The organism is Kitasatospora sp. NPDC127111 (genome assembly GCF_042677465.1).
Lineage (GTDB): Bacteria > Actinomycetota > Actinomycetes > Streptomycetales > Streptomycetaceae > Kitasatospora.
Genome location: NZ_JBHXTG010000009.1, coordinates 60,548 through 82,069, shown reverse-complemented (window position 1 = coordinate 82,069; position 21,522 = coordinate 60,548). Strand labels below are relative to the sequence as shown.

At 76.4% G+C, this 21,522-nt stretch carries 20 protein-coding genes; 8 read left to right on the top strand and 12 right to left on the bottom strand.

Annotated features, from left to right (window positions below; all coding sequences use genetic code 11):
* Nucleotides 1–58: 58 nt before the first annotated feature.
* Together ACFVHB_RS08505 and ACFVHB_RS08500 are read left to right on the top strand one after the other, a co-directional pair.
* Nucleotides 59–592, top strand: a complete 534-nt coding sequence (locus ACFVHB_RS08505; protein WP_380317148.1) for an NUDIX hydrolase — start codon at nt 59–61, stop codon at nt 590–592.
* A gap of 106 nt (nt 593–698) precedes the next feature.
* Nucleotides 699–1,211 carry a hypothetical protein gene (locus tag ACFVHB_RS08500; protein WP_380317145.1) on the top strand — a complete coding sequence of 171 codons (513 nt, stop codon included), beginning with the start codon at nt 699–701 and terminating at the stop codon, nt 1,209–1,211.
* Nucleotides 1,212–1,349: 138 nt separating this feature from the next.
* On the opposite strand, the gene ACFVHB_RS08495 is transcribed toward ACFVHB_RS08500, so the two are convergent.
* Nucleotides 1,350–2,819, bottom strand: a complete 1,470-nt coding sequence (locus ACFVHB_RS08495) for a cytosine permease (protein ID WP_380317142.1) — start codon at nt 2,817–2,819, stop codon at nt 1,350–1,352.
* A 324-nt stretch (nt 2,820–3,143) separates the two neighbouring features.
* On the bottom strand, nt 3,144–3,674 hold the full coding sequence (locus ACFVHB_RS08490) for a MarR family winged helix-turn-helix transcriptional regulator (protein ID WP_380317139.1): 531 nt from the start codon (nt 3,672–3,674) through the stop codon (nt 3,144–3,146).
* 141 nt (nt 3,675–3,815) lie between these two features.
* Between ACFVHB_RS08490 and ACFVHB_RS08485 the strand changes: the two genes are divergently transcribed.
* Nucleotides 3,816–4,226, top strand: a complete 411-nt coding sequence (locus ACFVHB_RS08485; protein WP_380317136.1) for an organic hydroperoxide resistance protein — start codon at nt 3,816–3,818, stop codon at nt 4,224–4,226.
* 64 nt (nt 4,227–4,290) lie between these two features.
* Here ACFVHB_RS08485 and ACFVHB_RS08480 read toward each other — a convergent pair whose 3' ends face one another.
* Complete coding sequence (locus ACFVHB_RS08480) at nt 4,291–4,725, bottom strand: hypothetical protein (RefSeq protein ID WP_380317133.1); 435 nt, start codon at nt 4,723–4,725, stop codon at nt 4,291–4,293.
* Nucleotides 4,726–4,867: 142 nt separating this feature from the next.
* On the opposite strand from ACFVHB_RS08480, the gene ACFVHB_RS08475 reads away from it, so the two are divergent.
* Nucleotides 4,868–5,239, top strand: a complete 372-nt coding sequence (locus ACFVHB_RS08475) for a hypothetical protein (protein ID WP_380317130.1) — start codon at nt 4,868–4,870, stop codon at nt 5,237–5,239.
* Between the two features lie 87 nt (nt 5,240–5,326).
* Here ACFVHB_RS08475 and ACFVHB_RS08470 read toward each other — a convergent pair whose 3' ends face one another.
* Together ACFVHB_RS08470 and ACFVHB_RS08465 are read right to left on the bottom strand one after the other, a co-directional pair.
* Nucleotides 5,327–5,977, bottom strand: a complete 651-nt coding sequence (locus ACFVHB_RS08470) for a beta-glucanase (RefSeq protein ID WP_380317127.1) — start codon at nt 5,975–5,977, stop codon at nt 5,327–5,329.
* 148 nt (nt 5,978–6,125) lie between these two features.
* Nucleotides 6,126–6,758 (bottom strand): CBS domain-containing protein, encoded by a 633-nt coding sequence (locus tag ACFVHB_RS08465; RefSeq protein WP_380317124.1) that lies wholly within the window; start codon nt 6,756–6,758, stop codon nt 6,126–6,128.
* 383 nt (nt 6,759–7,141) lie between these two features.
* On the opposite strand from ACFVHB_RS08465, the gene ACFVHB_RS08460 reads away from it, so the two are divergent.
* Nucleotides 7,142–9,061: a hypothetical protein gene (locus ACFVHB_RS08460; RefSeq protein ID WP_380317121.1), complete on the top strand. Its 1,920-nt coding sequence runs from the start codon at nt 7,142–7,144 to the stop codon at nt 9,059–9,061.
* A gap of 24 nt (nt 9,062–9,085) precedes the next feature.
* Here the strand turns inward: ACFVHB_RS08460 and ACFVHB_RS08455 are convergent, their stop codons facing one another.
* Nucleotides 9,086–10,270 carry an FAD-dependent monooxygenase gene (locus ACFVHB_RS08455; RefSeq protein ID WP_380317118.1) on the bottom strand — a complete coding sequence of 395 codons (1,185 nt, stop codon included), beginning with the start codon at nt 10,268–10,270 and terminating at the stop codon, nt 9,086–9,088.
* A gap of 143 nt (nt 10,271–10,413) precedes the next feature.
* On the opposite strand from ACFVHB_RS08455, the gene ACFVHB_RS08450 reads away from it, so the two are divergent.
* Nucleotides 10,414–11,139: a TetR/AcrR family transcriptional regulator C-terminal domain-containing protein gene (locus ACFVHB_RS08450; protein WP_380317115.1), complete on the top strand. Its 726-nt coding sequence runs from the start codon at nt 10,414–10,416 to the stop codon at nt 11,137–11,139.
* Between the two features lie 96 nt (nt 11,140–11,235).
* On the opposite strand, the gene ACFVHB_RS08445 is transcribed toward ACFVHB_RS08450, so the two are convergent.
* A complete protein-coding gene (locus ACFVHB_RS08445) occupies nt 11,236–13,353 on the bottom strand; it encodes an MMPL family transporter (protein WP_380317112.1) in 2,118 nt (705 codons plus the stop codon).
* A 355-nt stretch (nt 13,354–13,708) separates the two neighbouring features.
* On the opposite strand from ACFVHB_RS08445, the gene ACFVHB_RS08440 reads away from it, so the two are divergent.
* Nucleotides 13,709–14,521: a HEAT repeat domain-containing protein gene (locus ACFVHB_RS08440; RefSeq protein WP_380317109.1), complete on the top strand. Its 813-nt coding sequence runs from the start codon at nt 13,709–13,711 to the stop codon at nt 14,519–14,521.
* 50 nt (nt 14,522–14,571) lie between these two features.
* On the opposite strand, the gene ACFVHB_RS08435 is transcribed toward ACFVHB_RS08440, so the two are convergent.
* The 5 genes from ACFVHB_RS08435 to ACFVHB_RS08415 form a co-directional block, all read right to left on the bottom strand.
* The gene (locus tag ACFVHB_RS08435) at nt 14,572–14,937 is read right to left on the bottom strand and encodes a hypothetical protein (RefSeq protein WP_380317107.1); all 366 of its coding nucleotides are present in this window, start codon (nt 14,935–14,937) and stop codon (nt 14,572–14,574) included.
* A gap of 152 nt (nt 14,938–15,089) precedes the next feature.
* Nucleotides 15,090–15,713: a hypothetical protein gene (locus ACFVHB_RS08430; RefSeq protein ID WP_380317104.1), complete on the bottom strand. Its 624-nt coding sequence runs from the start codon at nt 15,711–15,713 to the stop codon at nt 15,090–15,092.
* 124 nt (nt 15,714–15,837) lie between these two features.
* The gene (locus tag ACFVHB_RS08425; RefSeq protein WP_380317101.1) at nt 15,838–17,478 is read right to left on the bottom strand and encodes an MFS transporter; all 1,641 of its coding nucleotides are present in this window, start codon (nt 17,476–17,478) and stop codon (nt 15,838–15,840) included.
* 142 nt (nt 17,479–17,620) lie between these two features.
* Nucleotides 17,621–17,902 (bottom strand): SHOCT domain-containing protein, encoded by a 282-nt coding sequence (locus ACFVHB_RS08420; protein ID WP_380317098.1) that lies wholly within the window; start codon nt 17,900–17,902, stop codon nt 17,621–17,623.
* Between the two features lie 76 nt (nt 17,903–17,978).
* Nucleotides 17,979–18,440, bottom strand: coding sequence for a DUF6325 family protein (locus tag ACFVHB_RS08415; RefSeq protein WP_380317095.1), 462 nt, complete (start codon nt 18,438–18,440; stop codon nt 17,979–17,981).
* 289 nt (nt 18,441–18,729) lie between these two features.
* On the opposite strand from ACFVHB_RS08415, the gene ACFVHB_RS08410 reads away from it, so the two are divergent.
* Nucleotides 18,730–21,441 carry a LuxR C-terminal-related transcriptional regulator gene (locus tag ACFVHB_RS08410; RefSeq protein WP_380317092.1) on the top strand — a complete coding sequence of 904 codons (2,712 nt, stop codon included), beginning with the start codon at nt 18,730–18,732 and terminating at the stop codon, nt 21,439–21,441.
* Nucleotides 21,442–21,522 lie beyond the last annotated feature (81 nt).

Here is a 21,522-nt window from a genome sequence, read left to right as displayed (position 1 = left end):
GGTCCCTCGTGGTCTGACAGGATTGCCCTGACCAGCCCACCGAGATCATGAGGTGTCCGTGAGTAGCGAATGGACCGTCCACGGGAGCCGGACCATCTACACCAGCCCCTGGGTGGAACTCGACCTGGTCGACGTGGAGCCGCCCGGCCGACCCCGCTACGAACACCACCTGGTCCGGTGGGCGCCGGTCGCGGCGACCGTGGTCCTCGATGAGGAGGACCACGTGCTCATGATGTGGCGACACCGGTTCACCACCGATACCTGGAACTGGGAGATCCCCTGCGGCATCGTCGAGGACGGCGAATCCCCGGAGGCGGCTGCCGTCCGCGAGGTCGAGGAGGAGACCGGCTGGCGGGTGGCCGCTGTCGAGCCGCTCGCCTACAACCAACCGGTGGGCGGTATGAGCAACGCCGAGCACCACGTGTTCCTCGCGCGCAGCGCCGAGTACATCGCGCCGCCTGTGGACACCCACGAGGCCGACCGGATCGAATGGATTCCCCTCGACCGGATCCAGGGCATGATCGATCGGCGGGAGATCGTGGCGGGCGTTGCCGTCACCGGATTGCTGCAACTCCTCGCCCGGCGGACCTGAGGCGTGTCCGACCGGTGGGGTCCGGAACGGCTCTCCCCCGGTCGCTGTCGCCGCGGCCGATCGAACCCGATGGCGCCCGCGGCCCGCTGACCCGCAGAATCCTCCCGTGAACCAGGGTGAACAGGGGGCGGGCGCTCCCCTTGAGTGGGGCGTCGTGGCGAACGTGTCCCGGGAGACCTTCCACGGCCCGGGCGGGGCCGACGTCCAGCAGGGCCTGCGGCACTACCGGCCCGGCGCGCGGGTCTGGGTGCTGCCGCCGCGCTACCCGACCGAGGACGACCAGGTGGAGGTCGTCGGACTCCACCGCGGCGGCCGCAGCCGGCACGTGGGCTTCGTCGTCTTCCGCCGCCATCTGGAGAACTTCCGCGTCAAGGGCGTCTTCAGCCCGGCCGTGGTGCGGGTCCGCGACAAGATGAACTGGAACTGGCGCCGGGTCTGGTGCTGCCCGGCCCTGGCACAGCCGTGGGCGGACCGCTGGAACGCGCTCGCAGCCGGTCTCCCCGCCACCGACCTGCCCGACGGCCTGGCCCACGACCGGCTGCCCTGGCCGGCCCGGATGGTGTGGCCCGAGGTCACCCCCTGCCCGCACGGCGCCGAGCCGGACGCCGCTCCCCACTGAGCCGGACACCACGGGCCCGGCAGCCCGCTCCCGGCAGCCCGCTCCCGGCAGCGCGGCCGTCGGCCACGCGGCAACCCGGCCACAGCCCACCGGCCACGCGGCAACCCGGCCACAGCCCACCCGGTCACCGCCCCCGCGTCAGCCGTCCAGCGGGGCCCGGTCCAGCGCCGCCGCCCCGGGCACGGGTGCCGGGAGCCGGCCCGCCCGGCCGCGCGACGGGCGCGACAGCAGCACGTAGAGCAGCGCCGCGAGCGCGCCCGAGAGGACGAAGCTCAGGTCGATGCCGCCGGTCAGCGGCAGCAGCGGACCCCGGTAGACCGGCGTGTCCACCGCGCACAGCCCGATCGCGCCGCCGGCGGCCCAGGCGACGGTGGCCGGCACGTTCCAGCCCGCGCGGTACCAGTAGATGCCGCCCCGGGTGCCGCGGTTGTAGACCTGCAGCGACCCCCGGTCGTAGTCGCCGCGGCAGCGCCGGTGACCGATCAGCGTGATGACCGCCCACGGGGTCCCGATCGCGGTCAGCACCAGCACGAACGAGGTGACGGCGTCCTGCGCGCTCCAGACGAAGTGGCCGAGGAAGACCAGGCCGGTCGCCGCCCCCGCCACCACGTAGGTGGCCTGCGGCCGGGTCGCGCGGGGCAGGACGGCGTCCAGGTCCAGGCCCATGCTGTACAGCATCAGGCCGGTGTTGCCCGCGCTGCCGAGCAGGCCGTTGAGCAGCAGCGGCAGCAGGATCCACAGCGGCGCGCCGGCGATCAGGCCGCCGACGTAGTCGTCGCCCGCGCCGGTGGCCACGGCGGTGAAGGCGCCGAACAGCTGCGGGACGAGCAGGCCCAGGAACAGGCCGGCGACCGTGGCCCGGAGCACCCGGCGGTCGCCGTGGCGGGCCGGGGAGACGTAGCGGGTGTAGTCGCCGAGCAGGGTGATGAAGGCGATCGGGCCGCTCAGCCCGGCCGCGACCGCCGCCAGCAGCCAGGTCGGCCAGAACCCGCCGAGCAGGTAGCCGCCGTGCGCCGAGCCGTCGAAGTGCGGCGCGAAGGCGAACAGACCGGCGAGCAGCAGGGCGCCCACGGCCCACATCAGCACGCGCTCCAGCTTCAGCAGCAGCCGGTAGCCGAAGACGGCCGCCGTCGCGCTGAGCGCGGCCAGCACGCCGTACGTCGCCACGTACGAGGCACCGCCGGCCGGCAGGCCGAACATCCGGTTGAGCGCGCCGACCACGACGTCGCCGCCGACCCAGAGCGCCAGCGCGGTGTAGCCCAGCGACAGCAGCAGGCCGATCACCGAGCCGAGCAGCCGCCCGCGGACGCCGAAGAACGCGCCGGAACTGGTGGACAGGTTGGTCGCGGTGCGCAGCGACACCAGGGCGAGGGGCGCGGTCAGCGCGATGCCGAGGACGGTCCCCAGGATCAGCGCGGTGGCGGAGGCCCAGAAGGAGAGCCCGAAGGAGACCGGGAGCCAGCCGAAGACCACGACTCCGAAGGCGAGGTTCGAACCGACCAGGATGGACAGCACGTCACGCGGTGTGCTGGTCCGCTCGGCCTCGGGGATGGTGTCGACGCCGTGCTGTTCGATCAGCGCGTGGCCGGCGGACGGGGCGTGGGACATGGGCATCGTCTTCCTGGTGCTCGCCACGTCACGGGGAGGGGATCGCCGCGGCTGTCGCGGGAGCCGGGCCGGGGCCCGGACGGCGCGACTCATCCATGGTTCGTGCCGGAGGCGCGCGGCGACACCGTCCGATCCTCCACAGCGCGGCGCCGCGCGCCCGGGGGCGGCTGTTCGGTGCTACGGCCGCCGTCACCCTCCCGCGGACTCCGCGTCGCCGGGCGCACACGGCGGACCACCGCCGTGGCCGGTTCAGCGGCCGGCGGTACGCGCCACCGCCTCCGCCTCCGGGGAGGCCGGGGCGAGGCGTCCGAGGCCGGTCCGGGGTCAGTCGTCGGTGCCGGCCGCCAGGACCGCGGTGTCGAGCGCGCCGGTGAGCCGGTCCAGCAGGGAGCGCAGGGCGGCCAGGTCCTCGACCGGGAGGCTGGTGGCGGCGAGGAGGCGGCGGGGCACCTGGCCCGCGCGGTCGCGCATGGCCAGCCCGGCGTCGGTGAGGCTGACGGTGACGGAGCGCTCGTCCTCGGGGCTGCGCTCGCGGCGCACCAGGCCGGCCGCCTCCAGCCGCTTGAGCAGCGGGGAGAGCGTGCCGGAGTCGAGCCGAAGCCGCTCACCGATCCGCTTCACCGGCAGGTCGCCGTGCTCCCAGAGCACCAGCATGACCAGGTACTGGGGGTAGGTCAGGCCGAGGTCCTTGAGCAGTACCCGGTAGACGCCGCCGAAGGCGCGCGAGGCCGCGTTGAGGGAGAAGCAGATCTGCTGGTCGAGACGGAGCAGGTGCTCGTCGCGCAGCAGGCCGGCGTCGTCCGGCTCGGGGCGGACGACGTCGGTCGCGGGCGCGGACTCGGGGAGCTTGGCCATGGATCCATCGTACCGACCACCGCGTGCACCATTCAGTTGTGCGCAATTGAATTGCGTGCTCTACTTGTCTCCGGAAGGCGGCCCCACCGGACCGCCGAGGACAGAAGCACGACCGATGCAGGACGGAAGGGACACGGACCCATGGACGCGCTCTACACCGCAGTGGCCACCGCGAACGGCCGGGAGGGCCGCGCCGTCAGCTCCGACGGACAGCTGGACCTGGCGCTGGCGATGCCCGCCGCCCTCGGCGGCAACGGCCAGGGCACCAACCCCGAGCAGCTGTTCGCGGCCGGCTACGCGGCCTGCTTCGCGAGCGCCCTGAGCCTGGTCGGCCGGCAGGCGCGGGTCGACACCAGCGAGGTCTCGGTGACCGCCGAGGTCTCCATCGGCAAGGACGGCGCCGGCTTCGGCCTCGCGGTCGTCCTGCGCGTGGAGCTGCCGGACGCGCTCGCGGGCGAGAACGGCGAGCTGCTGGTCAAGCAGGCGCACGAGGTCTGCCCGTACTCCCGCGCCACCCGCGGCAACATCCCGGTCGAGCTCGTCGTCGAGTAAGGGCCGCGCACCCGCTACGACCGCAGGGCCCGCCGCACACCCGTGCGGCGGGCCCCGCGCCCGTTCAACCCCCGGCCGCCCCGCTCCCCGCCCCACTCCCCGGAGCCGACCCCGGAGCGGGCCCCGACCCTCCCGACCCTCCCCACCCCGCGCCGGATCCACCCCCGGACGCCGGCCCACTCCCGGGCGCCGGCCCGTTCGCGGCGCGCAGGGTGTCCAGGCGGTGGCGGTACTCCCCGGCGTCGATCTCCCCGCGCGCGAACCGTTCGGCGAGCAGCTGCTCCGCCGCCGGCGACGCCGCCCGGCCCGGCGGCACCCCGGCCGCCCCGCCCGGCGGACCCCAACCGCCGGGCGGCACCGGCTTCGGCGTCCGCGAGAGGTGGCGCACCAGCGCGACGGCGGCCAGCACCAGCACCACCAGCGCCAGCAGCATCATGATCGCCATCAGCCCCAGGCCCCAGCCGCTCAGGCCGTGCCCGTGCCCGTTCCAGTGCCGCATCGCGACTACCTCCCAACGCCGAGGCGCCCCACTCACCATCGTGCGCCCGGAAACGACCGGCCGGTCCTGAGGATTGTCTGAGAATGTCCGGAAAGGTACTCCCGTCACGCCACCCCGGCCCGCCGGGGTAGCGTTGCGAGCCATGGACCACCACCCGCCCGGCGACGACCGGGAGCGGCTCGTCGCGGCCGGGGTGCTGCGCCGCTACGAGGACGGGTACCGGCACCCGGCGCTCGGCCACGCTCCGATCAGCTACGTCTCGACCCGGCTCTGGAACGAGCTGACCGCGCTCGCCATCGCCCCGTCCGCGGCCACCGCGACCGCCCACGCGCTGCTGCGCACCATCGCCGCGGACGCGGTCGACGCCGCACTCGCCCCCGGCAACGAGCGGGCCCCGCGCGACGACCTCTACGTGACGCACCCGGCGTTCATCGGCCCGTACCGCCGGGTGGTCTGGTTCCAGCGCTCCGGCCCGGGCGGCCCGATCACCGCGACCTTCCCGCCGGACGCCTGAACCGGCCGCCCGAACCGGACGTCCGAGCCGGACGCCCGAACCGGGGACGGCCCCGGAGCGGCGGCCGCCCCGGAACCGCCCCGCCGGTCAGCGCTCCACCCACAGGCCGTGGCAGACCCAGCTCAGCACGTTCGGCCCGCCCAGCGGCGGGCGGTCGTGGTAGGTGCCGTCCGCCACGGAGAGGTTGACGATCAGGTACGCGTGCCAGTCCGGCCCGACCCCGCGCCGGTCGGCGTGCACCAGCGTGTCGTTGACGAACCAGTCGACCGAGTACGCGCCGAGCACCACGCGCAGGCCGAAGGTCGCCCCCGGGGCTATCCCGGCCGACCCGCCGTGCCAGTAGCGGAAGCCCCCGCGGACGTGGTTCGAGATCTCCAGCAGGTCCGGGTTGTCGGGGTGGTACTCGAAGACGTCCACCTCGTTGCCGCCGTCCCGCCAGGTCCAGATGGCCGGCCAGGCCCCCAGCTGGACCGGGAGCGTGACCCGGGCGCCGAGCACGTCACCGGTGCGCACCTGGAAGCCCTCCGGGCTCCCCTCGGTGGTGAGCAGGCTGCACGTCCACAGCTCCCCGCCGCGGCGGCGGGTCGCGGTGAAGCGGCCGCCGGGGCAGTAGGCCCGGCTGAGGAAGTCGAGCTTGTGGTCCCCCCTGTTGGTCGGCCCCATCCGGGGATAGGCGCTGGTGCGCCCCGCCGTCCACTGCCTGGTCGAAGTGAAGTCCGCGTCGAACACGACTGCCACGGCCGCCTCCCCGGTGCCTCCGGGTGCGCGACGACCACGGCGCCGCCGCGCACACAAAGAGTGACTTACCCGGCACCGTCCGCAGTATGCGAAGCGGATCCTCCGGGTCCGCGGCGGGTGCGGCCCGAGGGAGCGGCCGGGCGCCGCGTCACCCGACCGGGGTCGGCGCCGCGCCGCTGCTGCCGAGACGGTCGGTGACCGAGACGACGCCGTCCACCGAGCGGCACAGGTTCAGCACGATCGGGATCAGGTGCGGCTCCGGGACGCTGCCGCTGAGCACCACCCGGCCCTGGTCCACCTCCACCCCCACCTCGGCCGGGCTGACCCCCTCGACCCGGCCGAGCACCTCCTCGACGATCTCCCGGCGGATCACCCGGTCCTCGCGCAGGAAGATCCGCAGCAGGTCACCGCGGCTGACCATGGCGAACACCCGGCCCTCCGCGTCCAGCACCGGCAGCCGCTTCACCCCGTGCCGGCGCATCAGCCGCGCGGCCGCGACCACGCTGGTGCCGGGCGTGGTGCACACCGCCGGGCCGGTCATCAGGTCCGCCGCGGTGACGGCGCCGCCCGGACCGGTCCGGGCCAGTTCGGGGGCCGGCAGCAGGCTGCCCTGGTCCTCCTGGGCGGCGAGGGTGAGCAGGAGGTCCGCCTCCGAGACGATGCCGAGCGGCCGTCCGTCGGCGTCCACCACCGGGACACCGGTGATGTCGTACTCGGCCAGCAGCGCGACGATCTCCCGGAAGCCGGTCTCGGGCGCGACCCGGACCACGGGGCTGGTCATCACTGATTCGACGGTGGCATGCCGCACGCCGGTTCACCTCGTCCGCGAGCGTCGGACGGCCGGACGACCCCCGTCCGGCCCGTTACCTGGAGCATCGCTCCTCCCCGTGCGCCCCGCCAGGGGCCAAGGGGCTGAACGCGAAGGACCAACGGCCCCGCCCGGCGAACACCGCCCCCACACCCCGCGGGACCGGGCGCGCGTGCGGCTCGCCCGTCCCCCTCGCCGGACTGAGGACGTTCCCCGGCGCCGACGCGCCGGACCGGCGGACCCCTGCCCCGGCCGGGGGCCGCCGGCTTCCGCCCGCCCCGGGCGGCGCAACCATCACATGATCGACTCGTTGGACCGTCCACCACCAGCACGACTCACGGCGGCGGGAGGCCACGGTGGCAGGACGGTCGGAGGGCGGATCACCGCTGCGGGGTGCCGCCGCGCACCCGGTCGCGCGGGCCGAGGCGGCGTTGGTGCGCCACTACCGCCGCCTGGTGCGGCTGGCGTACCTCGCCCTGCCGGCCGACCGGGACCGGCACACCCGGGTGCTCGCCGCGCACGCCGCCGTCCAACGGGCCCTGCCGTCCCGCTGGACCCGCCGCTCCGGCGGCCCGGACGCCCCGGCCGGCCAGGACGAGGACGCGGTGTACGGCGCGCTGCGCCTGCGGGTGCTGCGGTCCGCGCTGCGCCCACGGCCGGCGGACCGGCTGTTCGCGCCGCGGGTCTGGGGCCTGCGGCTGTTCACGCCGGGCGGCGGCGAGGAGGACGCGGCGCTGGACCGGGCGCTGGCCGCCCTGCCGGTGCCCGCCCGGGCCGCGTTCGCGCTGCTGGCCGTGGAGGGGCTGGCGTCCGGCGCGGCCGCCGAGCTGCTGCGGCGGGCCGGAGTGGCCGACCCGGAGCGGGCGGTGGCCGCCGCGGCGGCGCTGCCCGCCCCGGAGGCCGGACGGCCCGCCTTCGACCCCTGCGCCGTCCGCGTCCAGCCGACCGACCTGCTGCGCCGCCGCCGCGCCCTCGGCGCCGCCGTGGCGGTGGCCGCGCTCGCGCTCACCGGCACGGCGGCCGCCCTGGCCGGCACCGGCGGCGGCGCCACCGCGGCACCCGCCCGCCCGCTCCCCGTCCCGCCGGCCGGGACGGCGCCCGATCCGGCCGCGCTGGTCCGGGTGGCGCCGGACCAGTGGCAGCACACCGCCCGGGTCGACTTCTCCGCCTGGCCGGCCCGGGGCGACCGCCGCGACGACGCCGCGCTGCTCGGCCGGGCCCTCGCCGCCTGGTCCCGCCCCGGCCCGCAGACCAGGGCCGAACCGGGGACCGCCACCGGCCCGCCCGCCGGCCCGCCGCAGCTGCTGTTCGCCGGCACGGTCGACGGCACCGACGTGGTGGTGCTGTACGACGGCGGGCGGCTCGCCCGCTACACCGACGGCCGGGGCGGCGACGGGCGCGGCGGCGGGCTCGATCTCGCCCGGGCCGACGACTCCTCCGTCACCACGGCCGGCGCGGTGGTGCTGCACCGCCAGGGCACCTCCGCCCGCTACCTGCTCGCCCCCTGGATCGACACCGCGGAGACCCGCCGGATCGACCAGCCGGACGCGCCCGCCAAGCCGCTGGACCGGGCGGACGGCGTCACGGCCACCGCGCCGGCCGTCGCCACCGGCCCCAACTCCCCCGGTGCGTTCGCGGACTGCCGCGGCGCCACCGTGCTCCAGCTGCGCTCCTCCCCCGTGCTCCCGGAGAAGCAGGCGTTCCTGCTGGCCGACCTCGGCGGGCTCGTCCCCGCCCACCTCGGCTACACCCCGCCGCCGGACCGCGGCCAGTCGGCCACCGAGCCGCGCGAGGCGGTCACCCCGGACGCGCTGCAGGCCTGGGCGCGGGCCGGCTGCGCCGTGCCGGACGGCACGCCCGGGGTCAAGGAGCTGAACCTCTGGGCGTTCGCGGTGCAGCAGTTGCCGCAGAACGCGGGCGCCGCCTCCTGGGTCTGCCTGCGGGCGGACCGCTGGAACGGCGGGGGCAGCGCCGTGACGGCCGTGCTGCTGCCGGGGGCGCGCGGCCCGCAGCGCACCGGCGGCGGCCCCGGCCGGGCGTGCAGCCGGTTCGAGCCGGACACCGTCGGCTGGACGTGGTGGCGTTCCCCGCAGGGCACCGAGTTCCTGCTGGCGGCGGGCAGCCGCCGGGTCACCCGGCTCACCGTCAAGGGCCCGGACTGGGCGGCCGACCGGCCCGCACCCGACCACACCCTCGCCGTCGAACGCCCTGCCCGGGCCGCCGTGTCGGTGGAGGCCGTGCTCGACGGCGGCGGCCGGATCACCCCGCCGAAGTGAGGACGGGGCCGGACGGGCCCCGGGTCAACGGGGCGTCAGCTCGGCCGGGTAGTCCGGCAGGGCGACGGTGCTGACCCTCTTGCCCAGCTCCAGCATCCGGTTCAGGATCCACGGCCGGCCCAGCAGCGCGTTGCGCAGCCGCAGCCCGGCGGCCGTCCGCGGGGCGAGGAACGGGCCGGTGCGGTCGCCGCCCTTCTGGCAGCCCTCGGCGTAGCCGCGCACGATGCTCTCGTACCGGGTGAAGGCGGTGCGGTGGTCGCCGCGGGCGCGGGCGAGTTCGCCGGCCAGGACGTACGCGGCGACCACGGCGGTGCCGGTGCCCATGCCGCCGATGGTGGCGCCGCAGGCGGCGTCCCCGAGCAGGGCGACCCGGCCGCTGGACCAGCCGGGGACGTCCACCCGGCTGATCGAGTCGAAGTACAGCTCCGGGGCCTCGCGCAGGCTGTCCAGCAGCCGCGGCACCTCCCAGCCGAGGCCCGCGAACGCGTGCCGGACCAGCTCCTTCTGCTGCTCGGTGTCGTGCCGGTCGTAGCGGAGCCCGGCCGAGGCGAAGAGCACGAACGCGCCGGCCCGGGCGTGGTCGCGGTGGTCCGCGCCGAGCGCGGCGAGCCGGCCGGGCACGTTGAGGCCGACCGCACCGGGCGGCAGGCCCAGGTGGTTGGGCAACTGCCAGGTGGCGGCGTAGTAGCCGAGGTGGCGGACGTAGCGCTGCTCGGGGCCGAAGGCGAGCCGGCGGACGTTGGAGTGCAGCCCGTCCGCGCCGATCACCAGGTCGAAGGTGCGCGGGGTGCCGCGCCGGAACTCCGCGCGGACGCCGGCGGCCGTCTCCCGGAGCGCGGTGATCGAGTCGCCGAAGACGTACTCGGTGGAGGGCAGGCTGTGCCGGTGGAGCACCTGGGCCAGCTCGCCGCGCGGCACCTCGATCTCGCCGCCCGCGAAGTCGGCGGGGAGGTGCAGCAGCCGGCGGCCGCGCTCGTCGACGAAGGTCATCGGGGTGCCGCCGGTGCCGAGCCGGCGCAGCTCGTCGAGCAGGCCCATCCGCGCCAGTACGGTCCGGTGCGTCTCGCCGCGGAAGTCGACGGCCTGGCCGCCGCCGCGCAGGGCAGGGGCGAGCTCGACCACGGTCGGCTCGAAGCCGTAGCGCCCCAGCCAGTGGGCCAGCGCGGGGCCGGCGATGCTCGCGCCCGAGATGAGGACCTTGGCGCCCATGAGAACCACTCCGTCCGTCGGGATCCGCCGGGCTCCGCCGGGGTCCAAAACTGTGTCCGATGGACACTGATTGCTGCTGTGTACGGTAGACACAGTTGAGGGGTTCGGCAAGGGGCCCCGTCGGCACGAGACGGGAGCGGCGATTGACCAGCGGATCCGACGACGGGCCCGGCCGGACGGCACGGCTGCTCTGGGGCCCGCACCCGAAGCCGACCCGGGGGCCGAAGCCGGCGCTCAGCCTGGAGCGGATCGCCAGGGCGGGCATCGAGATCGCGGACGCGGAGGGGCTCGGCGCCGTCTCGATGCAACGCGTCGCCGGGCTGCTCGACCACACCAAGATGGCGCTCTACCGCTACGTGCCCGGCAAGGCGGAGCTGGTCGCGCTGATGGTCGAGGCGGCGGTCGGCTCACCCGAAGGGAACTCCGGCCTTCCCGGCTGGCGCGGGCAGCTCGACCACTGGGCCCGCCAGTTGGCCGAGGCCTTCGGCGCCCACCCGTGGCTGCTGGACGCCACCGTCGGCCCCCGGGTGATGGGCCCGACCGAACTCGCCTGGCTGGAGCGGGTGGTGGCCGCGCTGGACGGCACCGGGCTGACCGGCCCCGAGCGGATGGACGCCGCCGCGCTGCTGGCCGGACACGTCCGCGGCATCGCCGAGCAGGCCCGGGCCGCCGGGCCGGGCGGCGCACCCGAGTCGCGACTGCTCGCCGTCCTCGGCGGGCTGGTCCGGGAACACGCCGACCGCTTTCCGGCGCTCGCGGCGGCGATGACGGCGCCGGACGGCCGCGACCAGGCGCTGGACTTCGGCCTGGAGCGCATCCTCGACGGGCTGGAGGCGCTGATCGCCCGCCGGGCCCGGCCGCCCGTCTGAGCCCCGGCGGAGCGGGCGGGGCTCGCGCGGCCTCCCGGCCGGGACGGGCGGCGCCACCCCCACCGGCCGGGCCGGCCGGGGCGCGGCGCCGCGTCGTCAGACCGGTTCGCCGACCTGCGCCGGAACCCTCGGACGGTCCGTCACCCGGGCCGGCCGGGCCGGCCACCAGACCAGGTCGCCCAGGTCGCGGACCAGCGCGGGGACGAGCAGCGAACGCACCAGCAGGGTGTCCAGCAGCACGCCGAAGGCGACGATGAAGGCGATCTGGGCGAGGAAGGCCAGCGGGATCACCCCGAGCGCGGCGAAGGTCGCGGCGAGCACCACCCCCGCCGAGGTGATCACCCCGCCGGTCGCGGTCAGGCCGCGCAGCACCCCCTCCCGGGTGCCCACCCGCAGCGCCTCCTCACGGACCCGGGTCATCAGGAAGATGTTGTAGTCCACGCCCAGCGCGACCAGGAACACGAACCCGTACAGCGGCACCGAGGGGTCGGTGGCGGAGAAGCCGAACACGTGCGGGAAGACCAGCGCGCTGACGCCGAGCGTCGCCAGGTAGGAGAGCGCCACGGTGGCGGCCAGCAGCACCGGCGCGAGCAGCGAGCGCAGCAGCAGGACCAGCACGGCCAGGACGCAGAGCAGCACCACCGGCATGATCAACGCGCGGTCGCGCTCGGCCGTGACCCGGGTGTCGTACTGCTGCGCGGTGTAGCCGCCGACCAGCGCGTCCGCCCCCGGCACCGCGTGCACGGCCTGCCGCAGGCGCCGCACCGTGGCGATCGCCTCGTCGCTGTCGGTCGGGTCGGCGAGCGTGACGTCCAGCCGCACCCGCCCGTCCACCACCCTGGGCGGACCGCCCGGGGCGCCGCCGGTGAACGGCCGGACGCCGGCCGTGCCGGGGACGGCGGCCGCGGCGGTGACCGCCTCCGCCTGCCCGGCCGCGGCGAGCACGACGGCCGGGTTGCCGGCGCCGCCCGCGAAGTGCGCGGACAGCAGCCGCTGCCCGGCGACCGAGGGCTGGGCCTTGATGAACAGTTCGCTCTGCGGCACGCCCCCGGAGTCCAGGGTGGGCGCGAACGCCGCCAGCGCGGCCAGCACGGCCAGGCTCGCCGCCCAGGTCGCGCGCGGCCGGCGGCCGACCAGCGCGGCCACCCGGTCCCAGACGGCGTGCACCGGGGCACGCCCGTCGGCGGCCGGCCGGGCCGGCCAGTAGGCGGCGCGGCCGAGCAGGGCGAGCGCGGCCGGCAGGAAGGTCAGGGCGGACAGCACCGCGCAGCCGATCCCGATCGCGCCGACCGGGCCGAGCGCCCGGTTGTTCGTCAGGTCGGACAGCAGCAGCACGAGCAGGCCCAGGGCGACGGTGGCCCCGGAGGCGGCGATCGGTTCGACCGACCGCCGCCAGGCGGTGCGCATCGCGGCCAGCCGGTCACCGTGCAGGTGCAGTTCCTCGCGGAAACGGGCGGAGAGCAGCAGCCCGTAGTCGGTGGCGGCGCCGATCACCAGGATCGACAGCAGGCCCTGCACCTGGCCGTCCACCCGGACCAGGTCGTGCCGGGCGAGCAGGTACACCAGCGCGCAGGCGATCCCGAGCGCGAACACGGCGCCGAGGATCACCAGCAGCGGGAGCAGCACGGCCCGGTACACGACGAGCAGGATCAGCAGCACCACGCCGAGGGCGACGCCGAGCAGCAGCCCGTCGATCCCGGCGAAGGCGCTGCCGAGGTCGGCCGCCATCGCGGCCGGCCCGGCCAGACCGACGGTGGCGTCCGGCACCCGGACTGCGAGCGCGCGCACGGCCCGGACGCTGTCACCGGTCCCCCGCCCGAGGTCGGCGCGCAGCTGCACGACGCCCTGCAACGCCCGGCCGTCCTCGGCGGGCACCGCGGGCGAGACCCGCCCGGTCGCGCCGGGGACGCCCGCGGCCGCGCGCAACGCCTGCTCGGCGGCGGCGCGCTGGGTGGCGTCGACGGCCCCGGTGCGGCTCTCCCAGACCACGATCACCGGCACCGCGGCGACGCTCTGGAACCCCTGCCCGAGCCGCGCGACCTCGGTGGACTCGGCGCTGCGCGGCAGGAACGCGGCCCGGTCGTTGGTGGCCACCGCGGAGAGCTTCCCCGCGTACGAGCCGAACGCCCCGCCCAGGCCGAGCCAGACGACGAGGAGTGCGAGGGGGATCAACAGCCGGGCTCGACGCCGGGCGCTGGGGCTGCCGGTTCGCATCGGGAAACGCCCTTCACGGCGGGGCGGTGACGGTCCGTCGCATGCTATCCCCCGGCGCTCGGCCGACCCGGCCACCACTCCGCCCGGCGCGCCGCCCCCGCGGCCGGGGAGCTACGGGCGACGACCCGGCGGGGCCCTCGGGCGTGTCGGACGATGCGCGTCGGATCGGCGCGCGGCGTCGGGGTGCGCGCATCGCCAGGCGGAGGCTGGGGGGACCCCACCCGGCCGGAGGCTGGGGACCATCGGCGACCGACGACGCGGCGAGGTGCGTGCCCGGAGGTACCTCCCGGCCGAAGGCTGGAGGAGCGTCGCGCGCCCGGCGGGAATCGTCAGACACGCCTTAGCATGTCGGCCCATGGCGATCTTCGTGCATCTGACTTCGGCGGGCAGCGCGGCGCGGATCCGGCGCGCGGGTGTCCGGGCGGAGAGCCGGGGACAGGGCGGCGTGCGGGGCGTCTACTGCTTTCCGGTGCTGCCCTCGTACCAGCTCACCCACCAATGGCTGCGGGAGCTGGCCCGGTTCGGGACGCGGGGCGGGCTGGTGGCGGTGCACGTCCGGCTGGACGACGAGCAGCCGGTGCTGGTCGGCCACTACACGCACCGCGCCGAGGGCGCCCAGCAGCGGGTGCCGGCGGCGGAGGCGGTACGGCGGATCGGCGCGCTGGACGACCCGCGCGGCTGGGAGGTGTTCCTGCCGCGGGCCGTGACCGCCCGCGAGGTGCACCGGATCCGCACCGCGCCGCAGGTGGTGGGCTGGCGGTACCGCCCCGACGCGCACGGCACCCGGCCGTGCACCTGCGGCGCCTGCCGGGTCCGCGGCGAGTACGGCGGCCGCCGGATGCGCGACCGCCTCGCGCATCCCCTGGACGGCCCGCCGCCCCCCGTGCCCGTTCTGCTCGCGCGGATCGCGGCCGCGGGTGACCCGAGTGACCCGGGTGACCCGGCCCTGCTGCGCGAGACGCTGGGCTGGTTCGGCCTGCGCCGCCGCGGCCCGGTGGGCGCGCTCGCGCCGCTCGCGGCCCACCCGGACCCCGCCGTCCGGGAGGCCGTGGTGTGGGCGGTCTGCGGCTGGTCCACCCCCGGCGTCGGCGCGCTGCTGGACCGCCTCGCGGACGACCCCGATCCCGAGGTCCGCGAGGCGGTCGAGGCGGTGCGGGACGACGACTGACGGCTACCGGCTGCCCGGCTGCCCGGCTGCCCGGCTGCCCGGCTGCCGCGTCAGGAGACCCGCTTCAGCTGCCAGGAGTTCTTGTTGAAGCTGGGCACCGCGGAGTAGTTGCAGCCGGAGCTGTAGAACTCGCTGACCTGCACCCAGCCGGCCGGCGGCCAGGTCGAGGCGCAGGCGTTGACGACGGTGCCGACCGGGTAGCCGCTGAGCTGCATGACCTTCTTGATGTTCGGGTTGAACGTGGAGCCGCAGCTGAAGCTGTTCCACCACTGCACGTCGACGTACCCGGCCGGGGTGAGCGAGCTCCCGCACATGGTCGTCGTGTCCCCGGGCGCGGCGTGCGCCGTGGTCATCGACAGCGTCAGCGCGGCGGCGGTACACCCCAAGGTCAGGGCGACGTTCCGGAGGCGGGACATGAGGCGGCTCCTCTCTCGGCGACACGGCGTGTCCGCGTCAGCCGCCATCCTGTCGTGACCGTCCGCCCACGCACAGCGCCTTTCCGGCCATGATCCCCGGGGCGCCCCGGCCGGATTCCGTCCGTAGCCACCCCACCGGCCTCACCCGACGCTCAGGCCGTCGAGCCGCCGCTCAGCGGCGAGGGACCCGCCGCGTCGTCACCCCACGGCGCGGCGCACCAGTGCTCGACGAGGTGCCGGGCCGTACCGGCCACCCCGTCCGGTGGGGCGCCGACCGCCACCAGGGCACGGGCGAGCCGGTCCGGGGCGTCCGCGGGCAGCCCGCCCCGCCGCAGGGCGGTGAGCAGGAGCAGCAGCCGGGCGTCACGGTCCTGGACGCCCGGCGCCTCCCGGTCGGGGGACTCGGCGAACGCGACCAGCTCGGCCCAGGGCAGGCCGGGACCGGCCCGGTCGCCCTCGAAGGTGACGAGCTCCTCGGGCACCGACCGGCCCGGGCGGCCGAGCAGGCAGTCGACGCCGTGATCGCCCGGCAGGTTGCGGTAGACGACCATGACCACCCGGCCGTCGGCGGCGGGTATCCGGAACACCAGCCAGCGGTCCGGGTCGAGCAGCAGTTCCGTCAGCGCGTCGGTGTCGGCACCGTCGCAGCCGAACCGCTCCGGATCCTGGTCCCGGCCGGGGGCGCACAGCCCGAGGAGGTGGGCCGCCCAGAAACCCGGGCGGTCCAGCAGCGGCTCGCCGGCCACCAACGGGCCGGGGTATCCCTCGATCAGCACCCCGTCAGCATGGCACCGGCCACTGACAATCCCGGGCGAAGGACGAGCCGGTCCCGGCCCGGACCCGCTGGGCGGACGTGCCCGGGGTGGACGGCGTGCGCGCCCGCCGCGCCGTCACCGGGTCTCAGGCCCCGCCGCCCGGCCCGTCGCTGGCGGATCGTCGGGTCGGCGGACCACCGGTCGGGCCGCGCCCGGGCCGGTCCGCCGGGAGCTTGCCGGTGAACAGGAAGCTCGCGGCGGTGATCACGGTGCAGGCGAGCACCGCGGCCTTCAGGCCGTCGATCTGCGCGCTCTCGTAGTTCTCGACGAGGGCGGCGGCCTCCTCCGGCGGCACCTCCGGGTGGCCGGCCAGCGCCGCCGCCACGTCGTCGGCCGGGACGAAGGAGACACCCGCCTCGATCCGGACGGCCGCCTGCCCGGCGACCGCCTCGGAGATGCGCGGGTCGGACTCGATCCCGCTGGACGCGGCACCGGCCAGTGCGCCGATGAGGATGGCGCCGATCAACGCCGTCCCGAGCGAGGAGCCGAGGTTCTGCGCGGTGTACTGGAGGCCGCCGGCCTCACTCCGCTCCGCCTCCTGCACGCTGGACTGCACGGTGTTGCCCAGTTGGGAGGCGAGCATCCCCATGCCGAGGCCGAGGAGGGCCATCGCCCCGGCGAACGAGGCCCCGTGCAGCTCCGGCTCGATCGCCCCGATGAGCCACAGGGTGGCGGCGAGGAGGACCACCAGCCCGCCGCGCACGATGGTGCGGGGGGAGGCGACCCGCAGCAGCAGCGAGCCACCCAACGAGGCGGCGAGCATCGTCACGGACACCGGCAGCAGCTTCAGCCCGGTCTCGAAGGCGTCGAGCCCCTGCACGACCTGGAGGTAGAGCGGGATGACGAAGAACAGGCCGAGCAGGATGGTGTTCTGGTTGAGCAGCGTCGTCAGCCCCGACCGCAGGGCGCCGTTGCCGAACAGGTCGAGGGAGACGAGCGGCTCCCGCCCGCGGGCCTCCCTCCGCCGCTCGTGCAGGCAGAAGAGGTACAGCAGCGCGCCGCCGAGGGCGACGACGAACAGGGTGGGCGCGAACCCCAGCACGGTGAACGGCGGATTGCGCGGCTGGACCCAGCCCCAGGTGCCGCTCTGCAGCACGGCGAGGACCACCAGGGCCAGCCCGGCCGCCGACAGCACCACGCCGGCCGTGTCGAGGGAGGTGCGATGGGCCGGCGGCGGCTCGCGCGGGATCCAGCGCATCAGCAGCAGGATGAGCAGGACCAGGACCACCTCCCCGGCGAAGACCAGCCGCCACGTCAGGTAGGTGGTGACCCAGCCGCCGAGCAGCGGGCCGACGGCGATGCCCGCGCCGGCCAGGCCACCGACGACGCCGTAGGCCACCGCCCGGTCGCGGCCGGTGTAGGTGCCGGCGACCAGGGCCGCCAGGGCGGGCAGGACGAGCGCCGCGCCCAGTCCCTCGATGACCGACCAGCCGAGGGCGAGCACCCCGAGCGTGGGCGCGACCGCGGTCAGCCCGGACCCGACCCCGTACACGGCCAGACCGACCACGAAGACGCGGCGCCGGCCGAACATGTCCCCGATCTTGCCGCCGGTCAGCATGAAGGCCGCCATCACCAGGGTGTAGAGGGTGATCACGGCCTGGATCGCGGTGACCTCGGTGTCGAAGTCCTCGACCAGCTGGCTGATCGACACGTTCATGACCGAGGCGTCCAGCACCATCAGGAACTGGGCCGCCCCGAGCACGGCTAACGCCTTCCAGCGGTTCACGACTCCTCCAAGGGGTCCTGGAGCCAAGGGGTCCTGAGGACGAGGGGTTCCCGGGCCGCCTGACCGCGGGCGCGCCACCCGGCACCGGCCGCGCCGGGTTGGGGCGCGGCGCGGGCTCGGGGCGGGCCGTTGCGGCTGCGGCTCAGCCGTTGAGGATGCGGGCCTTCTGGGCCGCGAACTCCTCCTCCGTCAGGACGCCCTGCTCCTTGAGCGTCGCGAGGTCCTTCAGCTGGTCGAGCTTGGATTCCATGGAGACGGCGGGTGCCGGGGCGGGCGGCGGCGCGGGCTGCTCGTAAACGGGCTGCTGGGCCGCCTCCTGCTGGGCCCAGCGGCCGGCCTGACGGCGCGAGACGCGGTTGGACACGGCCGTGGCCGTCCCCGCGACGACCGCGGTCCGTGCGACTCCTCGAAGTAGTCCGGGCATGACTTCCTGCCTGAGGTGTGAGAGCTGGGGTGCGAAGGCTTGGGGTGCGGGCGGACGGAGCCGGGGGCGGCCCCGGTCAGCTCACGGTGTCGAGCGCGTCCAGCGCCTCGATGACGTCCTGGACGGGCACGCGTCCGCTCGCGACCATGCGGGCACCGGCGTGGCGCAGGGCCGCGACCAGCGGTGCGGCCCACAGGTTCTCGTAGAGCAGCACCGCGGCGGAGTCGCCCGGCCCGATCAGGGCACCGGCCTCGGCGAGGTCGTCCTGGCCCATGAGGCCGGACGAGACGCCCTCGAAGAAGGTGAGGTCGAGTTCGCCGTCGCCGTTCACGTCGGCGAGTTCCAGGCCGATGACCGAGCCGTCCTCCTCCTTCTTGATGAAGGTCAGGTCGAGGATGCGGATGATGCCCCGGTCGACCAGGTCGACGAGAACGGGCATGCCCTCCCCGGTCATCCGGCTGCCGGGGAACTCGACGACCACGTAGTCGATCGGGCCCGGCTCGTCCAGCTGCCGCGCGCTGTTGGGTTCGTTGCTCACGTCCGCTCCTGGTGAGAGAGGTCCGGTCGGCGGGACGCACCGGGGCGAGCTCCGGGCCCGGTTCCCGGGGGATCCGTCCCGCTGTGACGCTACCGCCGCCCCGCGCCGACGGGATCACCTCTTTGGGGTGACCCTGCGACACCCGGCGGCACCCGGCGGCCGACCGGCCCGGCGACACCCGGCCCGCGCATCCGGGCCGTCCAGCCGTTGCAGCCGGACGACGGCCATTCGAGGATCGAGGGAGGGCACCCCGCCGGACGCCCGTCCGGCACTACGGCTGGTGATGACCATGACCTCAGCGCCGAGGCGCCGGACCGCCGTCCCCCCGGGACGGGAACCGTCCGCCGCGGACACCGTCCTGGCCACCCGCCTGCGGGTTCCCCCCGTCCCCGCGACGTTCGTCCGCAGGGCGCGGCTGGCCGACCGGCTCACCCGCGGCGTGCGGGAGCACCCGCTGGTCCTCGTCAACGGCCCCGCCGGCGCCGGCAAGACCCTGCTGGTCTGCGACTGGGTGCGGACCGCGCCGCTGCCGGGCCCCGCCGCCTGGCTCACCCTGGAGGAGCAGGACGGCGAGCCCGGCGCCCTCCCGGCCCTGCTCGCCGAGGCGCTCCGCCGCACCGGCGTCCCCCTGCCGGCCGAACCGGCGCCCGCCCGCCCTTCCGGGCGGGCCGACCCGGGCCTGCCGGCCCTCCTGGCGGGCGCCCTCGCCGGCCGCCGGGAGCCCGTCGTCCTCGTCCTCGACGAGTTCGAGCGGCTGACCGCCCCGGGCCTCGCCGCGGACCTCCACACCCTGCTGCGGCACGCCGGGGACGGTCTGCGCCTCGTCCTGGTCAGCCGCACCGAACCGCTGCTGCCCCTGCACCGCTACCGCGCGGCGGACGAGATCACCGAGGTCCGCGCCGCCGACCTCGCCTTCACCCCCGGCGAGGCCGCCGTCCTGCTGCGCCGCCACGGCCTCGCCCTGTCCGAGGACGGCGTCCGGGCCCTGACCAGGCGTACCGAGGGGTGGGCGGCCGGCCTGCGCCTGTGTGCGCTGGCCACCGAACACGCCGAGGACCGCGAACGCTACCTCAAGGAGTTCGAGGCCGGGCACAGCGTGATCGCGGACTTCCTGCTGGCCGAGGTCCTGGACGCCCAGCCGGCGCCGACCCGCGACCTGCTGCTGCGCACCAGCCTGCTCGACCGCACCCACCCGTCGCTGGCTAACGCCCTGACCGGGCGCGACGACGCGGAGCGCACGCTGGAGGAGCTCGCCCGCGCGAACGCGTTCATCACCCCGCTGGGCCACTCCTGGTACCGCCACCACCCGCTGTTCGCGGAGATCCTCCGGGTGCACCTGCGGGCCTGCCACCCCGGTCTGCCGCAGGAGCTGCACGCCGCGGCCGCCCGCTGGCTGCACGCGGCCGGTCTGCTCGACGAGGCGCTGCGGCACGCGGCCGCCGCGGCGGAGTGGGAGCTCGCGGCGAGCTGGCTGGTCGAGGACCTCGCCATCGGGCAGTTCTTCGGCGACCGGGCCGCCGCGGCGCCGACCGGGGTGTTCACCGCGATGCCGCCGGGCACCGGCGGTGCGGCCGCGGACCTCGTCCGGGCCGCCCGGGCGCTGGCCGCGCGGGACCCCGAAACCGCCGCCGCCCACCTGGACCGCGCCCAGCGGCGCGCGGCCGTCCCCGGCGCCGACGGCGTCCCGGCGAGGCTGACCGCGGCCGTGCTGCGCCTGCGCCTGCTGGCGGCCCGCCCGGACGGGGACGGCGCGGCAGCCGAGGAGGCCGCGCGCGCCGTCGAGCGGCTGCGCCGGGAGGTCCCCGAGCGGTGGCGCGACCATCCGGAGCTGTCCGCGCTGGCGTCGGCCGCGCTCGCCACCGCCCGGCTGTGGGCGGGGAACGTCGACGAGGCCCGCGCCGGCCTGCTCGCGGCGGTCGGCGGGAGGGCCGGGGAGGGCCGTCCGGTGGTCCTGCCGGAGTCGCGGAGCCTGCTCGCCCTGGCGGAACTGCTGAGGGGCGCCCCGGGCCGGGCCGAGTCGCACGCCCTCGACGCGGTGGGCGACGCGGGGACGCGGGGGCCGGCCGGGAGCAGCGGGTGCGGCCTCGCCCACCTCGTCCTGGCGGAGGTCGCGGCGGAGCGCGACGACCTGCCGGCGGCCCGGCTCAGCCTCCGGCGCGCCGAGGAGGACCGGGAAGGCGCCGGGAACCCCCTGCAGCAGGCGGAGCTCGGCGTCACCCGGGCCCGGTTGGCGCTCTCCGGCGGTGACCCGCGCGAAGCCCTCGCCGTGCTCGGCCGCCCGGCGCCGCCCGGGCGTTCGAAGGGAACGCCGGACGGGCGGCCGCCCGCCGCACCTGCCTGGGAGGCGTCGCCCTGGGCCCGGGAGCGCGCGGCCGCCGTCGCCGCGGCGGCGCTGCTCGGCACCGGCGACCCCCGGGCGGCCCTGGAGGCGCTGGACGCCGCCCGGGCCTGCGGCCCGGAGGCCGCCCTGGTCGCGGCCCGGGCGCACCTGGCCCGCGGCGACCGGAAGGCGGCGCTGGAGGCCCTCCCCCGGGACGTCGGCGGCGCCCCGGCCCTCGCCACTCGCGCCCTGCTGGTGCGGGCCGAGTCGGATCTGGCCACCGGTCACGACGGCGCCGCACTGCGCCTCGTCGCGCACGCCCTGGCGGTGGCCCGGCCCGACCGGCTGCGCCGGCCCTTCCTGGAGGCCGGCCCGTCGCTGCGGTCCTTCCTGCGCGGCCGGCCGGTGCTGGCCTCCGCCCACGGGTGGCTGTCCGACCTGCTGCCCGACGGCGGGGCACCGGCCCCCGTGGCCGCCCCGCCGCCGGTCGAGCCGCTGAGCGCGCGCGAGCAGGAGGTGCTCGAACGGGTCGCGCAACTGATGTCGACCGCCGAGGTCGCGGACGAGCTCAACCTTTCGGTCAACACGGTCAAGACCCATCTGAAGAGCATCAACCGCAAGCTGTGCACCACCCGCCGCGCCGACGCCGTCCGGCAGGCCCGTCGGCTGCACCTGCTGTAGCGGGCGGGTTCACCTCGGTCGGGTGATGCCCGGAGCGCGCGGGCCCGGTCAGGATGAAGGCCGGCACCGGGCCACCGGCCC